This is a genomic window from Pseudophaeobacter sp. A-200-2 (assembly GCF_041008815.1).
GTDB classification, from domain to species: Bacteria; Pseudomonadota; Alphaproteobacteria; order Rhodobacterales; family Rhodobacteraceae; genus Phycobacter; species Phycobacter gallaeciensis_A.
The window spans coordinates 73,889-80,766 of the sequence record NZ_JAXGFU010000016.1; the positions used below are offsets into that span (position 1 = coordinate 73,889).

At 57.2% G+C, this 6,878-nt stretch carries 7 protein-coding genes; 1 reads left to right on the plus strand and 6 read right to left on the minus strand.

The genetic code is table 11. The annotated features are described in order from the left end of the window. Genes SM766_RS19645 through SM766_RS19670 form a run of 6 tightly spaced genes read right to left on the minus strand, consistent with a single transcriptional unit; the run spans position 1 to position 4,563 of the window. Positions 1 to 387 carry a response regulator gene (locus SM766_RS19645; RefSeq protein WP_274830704.1) on the minus strand — a complete coding sequence of 129 codons (387 nt, stop codon included), beginning with the start codon at positions 385 to 387 and terminating at the stop codon, positions 1 to 3. A 33-nt stretch (positions 388 to 420) separates the two neighbouring features. Beyond that, positions 421 to 1,287, minus strand: coding sequence for a CheR family methyltransferase (locus SM766_RS19650; RefSeq protein ID WP_274830703.1), 867 nt, complete (start codon positions 1,285 to 1,287; stop codon positions 421 to 423). Continuing rightward, complete coding sequence (locus tag SM766_RS19655; RefSeq protein WP_274830702.1) at positions 1,284 to 1,772, minus strand: chemotaxis protein CheW; 489 nt, start codon at positions 1,770 to 1,772, stop codon at positions 1,284 to 1,286. Before SM766_RS19655 ends, SM766_RS19650 begins: the two co-directional genes overlap by 4 nt. Further along, a complete protein-coding gene (locus SM766_RS19660; protein ID WP_274830701.1) occupies positions 1,756 to 3,903 on the minus strand; it encodes a chemotaxis protein CheA in 2,148 nt (715 codons plus the stop codon). The genes SM766_RS19655 and SM766_RS19660 overlap by 17 nt, the downstream gene beginning before the upstream one ends. 1 nt (position 3,904) lies before the next feature. Beyond that, positions 3,905 to 4,279 carry a response regulator gene (locus tag SM766_RS19665; RefSeq protein ID WP_274830700.1) on the minus strand — a complete coding sequence of 125 codons (375 nt, stop codon included), beginning with the start codon at positions 4,277 to 4,279 and terminating at the stop codon, positions 3,905 to 3,907. Beyond that, positions 4,276 to 4,563 carry an STAS domain-containing protein gene (locus tag SM766_RS19670; protein WP_274830699.1) on the minus strand — a complete coding sequence of 96 codons (288 nt, stop codon included), beginning with the start codon at positions 4,561 to 4,563 and terminating at the stop codon, positions 4,276 to 4,278. Before SM766_RS19670 ends, SM766_RS19665 begins: the two co-directional genes overlap by 4 nt. A gap of 442 nt (positions 4,564 to 5,005) precedes the next feature. On the opposite strand from SM766_RS19670, the gene SM766_RS19675 reads away from it, so the two are divergent. After that, positions 5,006 to 6,878, plus strand: a 1,873-nt coding sequence (locus SM766_RS19675) for a methyl-accepting chemotaxis protein (protein ID WP_368948877.1), incomplete at its 3' end; no start/stop codon positions are given.

Here is a 6,878-nt window from a genome sequence, read left to right on the forward strand (position 1 = left end):
TCAGAGCCGCCCAACCACTTGTTCGATCGCCTGCTTCATCGTTGCAACCGTGAAGGGTTTGCGGATGATGTTGTTCAGGCCGAGTTTCTTGCCGACCTCGATGATCTCAGGAGTCGGTTTGCCCGTCACCAGGATAAACCCGACACGCTGGGTCACCTGATGGCCACGGACCGCTTGCAGCAGGCCAAGACCATCCATGCCGGGCATGTTGTAGTCGGACAAGACCAGGTGTACCGGAGTCTTCGTGATCTTCTGGAACGCGGATTGTCCGTTGTTTTCCACCATGTAGTTCTTGACGCCAAGCTCATCCAAGCATTGCGTCAGAATCCCGCGGCTCGTTGACATGTCGTCCACGACCATGACGCGAAGAGAGTCTTTCAAGCTCATTTGTTTTCCTCGTGTTTCTTCATACTGCTCAGACTATCGGGCATCCCCACCCGATGGTGTGTGAATGTAGGTGGTTATTCCTGCCGTTTTCATATGTTGGGCAGCCGGTCCGGACATTCGTTCGGAATGTCCGATAAACAGGTAGCCTCCGGGAACCAGTGATCGCTGAAACGCCTGCCAGACCTTTTGCTGCGTTGCTGTATCAAAGTAGATGGCCACATTCCGACAGAAAATCGCATCGAATTTTCCCTTAAACGGAAAGGGTTCAATGAGATTCAGCACACCAAGTGTCACCATCGACCGGATGCTTTCAGGTAGACGGCCATCAGCATCAAGTTTTGGCAGGTATTTGCGGTATTCCGCAGGGATCTGCGCAATCTCGTCCGCCGGATATTTGGCAGCCGTTGCCGTTTGCACGACAACCGGATCGATATCAGTGCCCAGGATCTTGAAATCCAGACGGTTCACCTCCGGACACATGTCCTGGATGATCATCGCCAGCGTGTAGGGCTCCTGTCCGTTGGAACATCCTGCCGACCAGATGCGCACCCGTCCGCCTTCTCGTGCCTTCTTGATGAGGTCCGGAAGAACGTCTTTGCGCATCGTTTCAAAATGATGCGGTTCCCGGAAGAACTGCGTCACATTGGTGGTCAGCAGAGACAGCAGGTTGCTGCGCTCCTTGTCGGAATTCGGCCCATTCAGGCGTGCAAGATAATCCTTGAAGTTCAAGACGTTCTGCTTTCGCAGACGACGAGCCAGGCGGGCCGAAACCAGAGGTTTCTTGCTGCTCGACATCGCCAACCCAAAATGCTTGTAGGCGAACTGGGCGATGGCTTCGAAATCCTGATCTGTCAGGGTGAAACCATCTGCCTTGGACTCTATGGGACTTCTTGCGTTCACATCAGCACCTGTTCCGGAACGGAGATAACCGCATCCAAGTTGATGATCCGGACCATGGTGTCATCATGTGAGATGATGCCTTGGATATATTCCATGGTGAATCGGCTATCGACCGGCGGCGTGTCCTGAATATCATCGGGGTTGATCGAGATGATTTCCGAAACGGATTCCGCCAGCAGGCCAACCGGCTTGCCACCGACCGCCACGACGATCACCACGTTACGCTCACTGGCCTCGGTCTGCTCAAGACCGAACCGCGCCGACAGATCATAGATCGGAATCACCGCACCGCGCAGGTTCATGACACCCAGCACGTCCGACGGCGCGTGCGGCAGGATTGTCACCGGCGACCAACGACGGATCTCACGGATCTGGGTGATTTTGAGACAGAAAGCCTGCCCCGCCACAGTGAAGCTCACGAACTCACTGAACTGGGCGTGCTTTACTTCCTGATCGCCAGGCTTGGCTTCAACTTGCGACTGCATTGTTCATTCTCCGATCTGTGTCAAAGGCGGCTGCTGATGGCGAGGCCGCGATAATGCTTTCCGGATCCAGGATCATGGCAATCTTGCCATCTCCGAGAATGGTGGCAGCAGCCACCCCGGCAATCTCCCCACAGACTCCATCCAGGCTCTTGATGACCACCTGCCGCTGGTCGTGGATATCGTCCACCGCCAGGGCGCTGCGCTGTCCCGTTTCCGTCTCAACCAGGAGATAGACTCCGGGCGGTTGGTCATCCTGCTTGCTCAGCCCAAGGGCGCCAGCAACGTCGCAGATCGGGACGAAGTTTCCACGGATCGAAAGCAATGTGCCATCGGCGCCAAGGTTGTTGATCATGTCGTCGCTGCCGCGCATCGTCTCGACGATTGAGGTGATCGGAACCACCATCGTCTGATCCGCAACCGAGACCACCATGCCGTCCATCACTGCCAGCGTCAGTGGCAGAATGATGGTAAAGGTCGAGCCTTTGCCCGGGGTCGAGGTGATGTTGATCCGGCCACCAAGGCCCGTCACGGCGTTCTTGACCACATCCATCCCGACACCGCGGCCGGACAGGTTCGAAACCTCCTTGGCGGTGGAAAAACCTGGCAGGAACAGGAGGTTGTCAATCTCACTGTCGGTCAGATCGGCGTTTTCGGGGATCAGGCCCTTGTCGATCGCGATTTGTTTCACACGGGGGCGGTTTACGCCGGCACCATCGTCCTTGATTTCGATGCAGACACTACCGGACCGGTGCGACGCCGACAGACGAATTTCACCGACCCTGTCCTTGCCGCCACCCTCACGGTCATCCGGTTTCTCGATCCCGTGGTCCACCGCGTTGCGCAGAATATGCGTCAATGGGTCTGACAGGCGTTCGATGACTGTCTTGTCGACTTCGGTGTTTTCTCCCTCGGTGACAAGCTTGCAGGATTTTCCGGTGGCGCTGGAGGCTTCGCGCACAATCCGGGCCATACGCTGGAACAGCGGTTTGACCGGCTGTGCACGGATCGACATAACGCCTTCCTGGATATCCCGCGCCAGGTTCTTAAACCCTTCCAGCTCGGTCTCCACATCACGCACGTCCGCAACATCAAGATTGGCAATCTGCTGCGCCAGCATCGAATGGTTGATGATCAGCTCGCCGACCGCGTTGATAAGCCGGTCCACCCGCTCAAGCTCCACACGCAGAGTCGGCTTGGGACCCCGCTGCTCCGATTTCGCGGCCTCGGCCTTTGGAGATGGTGCCTTGTCACCCGCAGGCGCAGAGTCCGCCTCCGGTGTCAGAGCAGGGGCCGGCTGTTCAAAAGGGGCAGGCGTCGTCTCCCCGTCCTCAATGGACGGAGCAACACCGAATGCAGCGTCCAGCGCGGCAAGGGCCTGCGCATCCGCTTCGGCGTCACCATCGCCTTCGATCGACAGCTCGCACAGACCTTCGACGAATTCGAAAACGGCTTCCACCTTGTCGCGCGGCTCCGAGGTGATCAGAACCAGATCCCAGGCGATATAGCTTTCGGCGACGTCGATGGCGTCAAAACCGGGCAATTCAGTGTCGTCCAGCTTGACCTCAAGCTCACCCAGTTCCTTGAGTGCCTGGAACAGGAAGATGGGCTCGTTGCCGGTGCCGTACATCTCCTTCATGGGATGGAAACGGATCCGGTAGGTTTCTTCCTGAGGCACCACGGGAAGATCGATCGCTGCAGGCGCAAAGCCTGCCCCGCCCAGGCCCATCGGCTCGAACGTCAGATCTTCTTCCTCTTCGGGAATATATTCGTCCAGCGCCGCGATCAGCACGTTGTGATGCGCTTCGTCGGTTTCGCCGCCATCCCGCGCCGTCGCCACCAGATCACACAGATGGTCACTGGCACGCAGCAGAAGCTGAACAAGCTTTTCGCCCAGCTCCAGACGATTGGTTCGCACCTCGTCGAAAACGGTTTCGAACCTGTGGGCAAAGGCCACCAGTTCATCCAAGCCAAACGCCCCGGCGCCACCCTTGATCGAGTGAACAGCGCGGAAAACGGCGTTGACCACCTCTGGATCACGATCGCCACCTTCGATGGCGGTCAGACCCTCATCCGTCGCTTCAAGGAGCTCTTCGCACTCCTCAAAGAAGGTATCCTGAATCGACCCTGACATCTTACGCCGCAGCTCCGGTGACGCGCTTGAGCGCAAAAATCAAAGACGTGTCATCGAAGGGCTTGGTAATCCAGCCGGTTGCACCTGCATTGCGCGCACGGGTTTTCATTTCCGCGGCACTCTCGGTGGTCAGAACAAGAATCGGCACCTTCGAATTGATACCGTCGCCCCGGAGTTCTTCGATGACACCGAAGCCGTCCAGATTGGGCATGTTGATATCGGTAATCACCACATCCGGCGCGACGTCGGGATACATATCAACGCCTTCACGGCCATCGACCGCGCAGTGATATTCAAAGCCGGCTTCTTCCAGCGTGGCAGCAAGCAGATTCCGAATCGTGCGGGAATCATCAATTGCAAGGACTTTGGTTTTCATGCTGTTTCCTCGTCTTCAAAGCGGTTGGACTCTAAACCCAAAAGCGACAGAGACTTTCGGCACGATTCACTGATGTTTGTGACCGCAAATCCCAATTCTTCGGAACGCCACTGCTGCTCCGCACTCAGCAGAATCTGAAGGCATCGCGAGGGCATCGCCATAACCTTGGAGCAGTCGATTTCTACCGCAGAGGTGCGCGCTCCGCGCAGGAATGCAATCAGCGGATCAAGGTCCGAAAATGCATTCGGAAGGTCTAATAGGTGTTTTTGCGTTTCCGTGGTCATCTTCCGCGATTCGCACCCCCGTTGTTCGGTCACATGTTAGAGTTCGATAGGGTCATTCTTAGGCTCGGGGGTTTAATAATTGATTGCCGCAAAGGCACCGCAACACCCTTTTGCCAGCCCTCAAGCCCTCCGGGGAACGCCGTTTTGCGGACAATTTTACATGCCCGATTCTTCGTTGCGGTGAGGAGAGCCATCGCGGCCACACAGTTAGAATCCCTATACGCGCGACAGCGGCAGCATTTCCCGACGCTGCGGCCGGAAGGCTTTTTAAAATTCGAACGAATGCCGGAAATTTAAGCCGCAAATTAACTCCCGCCGGGCATTCATTCCATTGGACAGGGCCGATCCGGGCCCTGGTTTGCAAAGCGTAAGCAAGAAGGCCTTTGGAACAGTGAAAATCGCACACAAGCTCCCGCTATTCGTCGTCGCATTCGGTGCAGTCATGGCTGCGATCGTGGTTTCGATCAGCACGATCACGTCGCAGAACAGCGCAAGGACCCAGGCCCAAGAGCATTTCGAATCTCTGGTTGCCAGCCGCAAGGCAGCGGTCGAATCCCTGATGCGGGGTATTACGGCTGATCTTCTGACACTCGCCGCCGTGCCCTCCACCGGGACCGCGCTGCAACGCTTGTCCGGCGCATGGACCAATCTTGGCGATGAGGCTGCCCAGACCGTGCGTGACGCCTATATCACCAACAACCCCAATCCTCTGGGGGAACGCCATCTGCTAGATCGCGGCAAGCAGACAATTCCGTACAACATTCACCACGCCAAGTTTCACCCGGCCTTCCGTACCCTGCTGACCAGTAAAGGGTACTACGACGCCTTTCTTGTGAACCTGTCCGGCAACGTACTTTATTCGGTCTACAAAGAAGACGATTACGCGACCAATCTTTATGATGGTCCGTACAAGGATTCGGGGCTTGCGCAGCTATTCCGCAGAACTGCGGATGCGCAGCCGGGAGAAGTGTTGTTTTCCGATTTCGCGCCTTATGAGCCAAGCCAGGGCAAACCGGCCGCCTTTGTCGCCACACAGATCGTCGCCAATACCGGCCAGACCGTCGGAATCCTGGTTCTGCAGATGCCGGTGAGCATGATCAGCGCCATCATGAACGAGGCCCGGGGCATCGGGGAGACAGCCGATGCCTATCTGGTAGCCTCTGACCTGCTGGCACGGTCGTCGTCACGATTCGAGGGTGGCCATATGCTGCTGGATCCGATTGCAGAGCAGGAACACATTACCTCTGCTCTCAATGGTGAAAGCAAGTTCTATCCCTCGACGACCGGTCTGAACGGACGGGAAGTCAGCGCCTTTTCCGAACCAATTGCTCTGGCAGGCAAGGAAATGGCAATCGTTATCGAACAGGACCGCGCTGAACTCATGGCGCACGTGAACAGTGCACGCAACTTCCTGCTTCTGGTGTCACTGGCCTGTACGGCAGGGATGTCTCTGCTGGGTTGGCTTTACGCCCGGACGATTACACGGCCGCTGGACCGCATCAGCAGCAATATGGAATCGGTGGCTTCCGGCAATCTGGAAACTGAGGTCAGCGAAGCCAAGCGTGTCGATGAAATCGGGCAGATTGGCAAGACGCTGGTCTCCATGCAGGATGACCTGCGGCACGCACGCACCGCGCAGGAAGAGCGCGCCCAGCAGCAGCAGGAACAGCAACGGGTGGTAGAGACCCTAAGTTCCGGTCTGCTACGGCTGGCCCAAGGGGATTTCTCTGAAAAAATCACCGAACCCTTCACCGGCGAGCATGAACAACTGCGGTCCGATTTCAATAAAACCGTCGAAAACCTCAGCGATACGGTGTCGAAAGTGGTGGAATCCGCTTCCAGCATTCGCAACGGCGCGGCTGAGATCAGCCAGTCCTCGGACGATCTATCGCACCGCACCGAAAGCCAGGCCGCAACGCTCGAAGAAACCGCTGCTGCGTTGGATGAACTGACCGCGAGCGTAAAATCCGCTGCCGAAGGCGCACGTAGCGTCGAAAACATCATGGATGAGGCCAAGCAGGAAGCCGAAAACAGCGGCGTCGTGGTGCAAAGCGCGGTCTCGGCGATGACCGAGATCGAGCAATCCTCGACACATATCGCCCAGATCATCAGTGTTATCGACGATATCGCCTTCCAGACCAACCTGCTCGCGCTGAACGCCGGCGTCGAAGCTGCCCGTGCCGGTGAAGCAGGTCGTGGTTTCGCCGTGGTTGCCTCCGAAGTGCGCGCCCTGGCGCAGCGGTCCTCGGATGCGGCGATGGAGATCAAGACCCTGATCGGCGACAGCTCGAAACAGGTGGAACGTGGCGTGGATC